We start from the raw sequence: 2,110 nt of genomic DNA on the forward strand, positions 1-2,110 counted from the left end.
CCAGGATCTCGCGCGCCGGGTGCCCGGCGATCGGGACCGAAAGATCCGCCGAAATGTCGCCCGCCGCGATCAGTGCGTGATAGCGGTTGCAGCAGACCCTGAGGAACGAGGTGAAATTGCCGAGGTCGTGATCGGCATCCATTGCCTCATGCCAGAGCCGGGTGATGAGTTGCGCGACGGTCATCCCGTCGCGCGCACCGATCTCGGTCAGGGTCTCCCAGAAGTGGTTCTCGATCCGGATCGAGGTGGCGACCCCGTCGATGCGCAGCGAATGCGTGCGGCTTTGCCACTGCCCGGCATCGGCCTTGATGAAGAGTTCGCACATCGCAGGGCCTCCCTTCCCGTTGATGTCAGAGGATCGCCATGAACTGTTTCAGCCAGGCGGGATGCGCGGGCCAGGCCGGCGCGGTCACCAGATTGCCATCGGTGACGGCCTCTGTCACCGCAATATCGGCGAAAGTGCCGCCCGAGGCCGTCACCTCCCAGGCGCAGGCCGGATAGGCCGAGCAGGTCCGCCCCTTCAGCACACCCGCCGCCGCCAGAAGCTGCGCGCCGTGGCAGATCGCGGCGACCGGCTTACCGGCGTCAAAGAAGTGGCGGACCCTGGCCAGAACCTCCGGGTTCAGCCGGAGATATTCCGGCGCGCGGCCACCGGGCACCACCAGCGCATCATAGCTTGCTGCATCCACACCGTCGAAATCGGCGTTCAGCGCAAAATTATGGCCCGGCTTCTCGGAATAGGTCTGGTCGCCCTCGAAATCATGGATCGCGGTCTTGACTGTATCGCCCGCTTTCTTGCCGGGGCAGACCGCATCGACACTGTGGCCGCAGGCCAGCAGTGTCTGGAACGGGACCATGGTTTCATAATCTTCGGTGAAATCGCCGGTGATCATCAGGATCTTCGCCATCTCGCATCCTCCCTTGGCAAGCGGTGCGGGAAGGATAGGGCCGGGGGCAGCGCGGCGGGTGTTAGCGGGATACTACAACCGCCCCGCCACAGATGCGGCGGGGCGCTGCGTGGAGATCAGCCCTTCTGCGGGGCACAGGATGCCCGGTACTGCGATTGGCGTTCCAGCATTCAGCCGGGACATTCGGGTGGCTGCGCGGGTTTGGTTGTTCAGATTGGCGGGATTCGAGAGAGCTCCGCCAGGCGGTTGCCCAGCCGGCGCGCTGAGGGAGGTTGCCCGAAACACCGGACAAACGACCGCGTGAAATTCGTCTGGCTGGAAAAGCCGGTCGCGAATGCGATCTGACTTATGGGGAGGCTCGTCTGCCGTAGAAGCTCATCCGCCTTGGTGAGGCGCAAACTGGTGTAGACCGCCATCACCGACCGCCCCAGATCCGCCTGAAACTGCCGCTGCAACTGCCTGCCGCTGAGGCCAGTCAGACGCGCGAGGTGTTTCAGCGGCAAAGGGTCGGCGATGTGATCCTCCATCAGCCGCAAGGCGGCAAAAACACCCGTCCGATGGCTTGACTGCTCCATGCCGATGCCCCGCTGGGCAACTTCCGGTGTGCGGATGCGGGTATAGATAAATCGGCCGCTCACTCTGGCAGCCAGCTCATGGCCGTGGCGCGAGCGGATCAGCGCATGCATCATATCAAGCCCGGCAACACCGCCAGCACAGGTAACCCGGTCACGGTCCAGCACAAAGAGATGCTGTTCTGTCAGCAGCTCCGGCAGCAGCTCCCGCAGAGCATGGGCATATTCCCAGTGAACGGAGATCCGCCGCTCATGCAAAAGTCCGGCGCGGGCCAGCAACACCACCCCTGCCGAGATTCCGCCCAGCGGAATGCCGCGCCGCGCCGCTTGGCGCAGAAAGGCCAGACAATCGGGTCGCTCCGTTGTGAAAGGATTGCCGCCTGCGACAATGAACAGCCAGTCCAGATCTGGCGGAGCCTGGCTGAAGGGGATCGTCTCGAAAAGACCACCGCAGGACGACCTGACCGGCCCGCCTGCCACGGAGAGAAAGCAGGTTTCATAGAGGGGCCGCCCGGACATCTGATTTGCCGCCCGCAGCGGGTCGACCGACGAGGCCGCAGACATCAGCGCGAAATCCTCTATCAGGATGAAGCCGAATTTCTCTGCCCGTTCAGCCAAGGCCATGTCCCT

The 2,110-nt window shown here is 63.7% G+C and carries 3 protein-coding genes; all 3 read right to left on the minus strand.

The features are described 5' to 3' along the window. A partial coding sequence (locus DRF71_RS23410) for a ribbon-helix-helix domain-containing protein (RefSeq protein WP_112312938.1) occupies nucleotides 1-325 on the minus strand: 325 nt, incomplete at its 3' end. A gap of 25 nt (nucleotides 326-350) precedes the next feature. After that, entirely contained in the window at nucleotides 351-908 is a 558-nt protein-coding gene (locus DRF71_RS23415) for a DJ-1/PfpI family protein (RefSeq protein ID WP_112312940.1), read from the minus strand. A gap of 209 nt (nucleotides 909-1,117) precedes the next feature. Continuing rightward, nucleotides 1,118-2,110, minus strand: a 993-nt coding sequence (locus DRF71_RS23420) for a GlxA family transcriptional regulator (protein WP_157971264.1), incomplete at its 5' end; no start/stop codon positions are given.

This window comes from Pseudogemmobacter bohemicus, from assembly GCF_003290025.1.
Lineage (GTDB): Bacteria > Pseudomonadota > Alphaproteobacteria > Rhodobacterales > Rhodobacteraceae > Pseudogemmobacter > Pseudogemmobacter bohemicus.

Excerpts from the sequence above, each read along its gene's own strand:
- DRF71_RS23415 (WP_112312940.1), bottom strand. The coding sequence starts at position 908 with ATGGCGAAGATCCTGATGATCACCGGCGATTTCACCGAAGATTATGAA.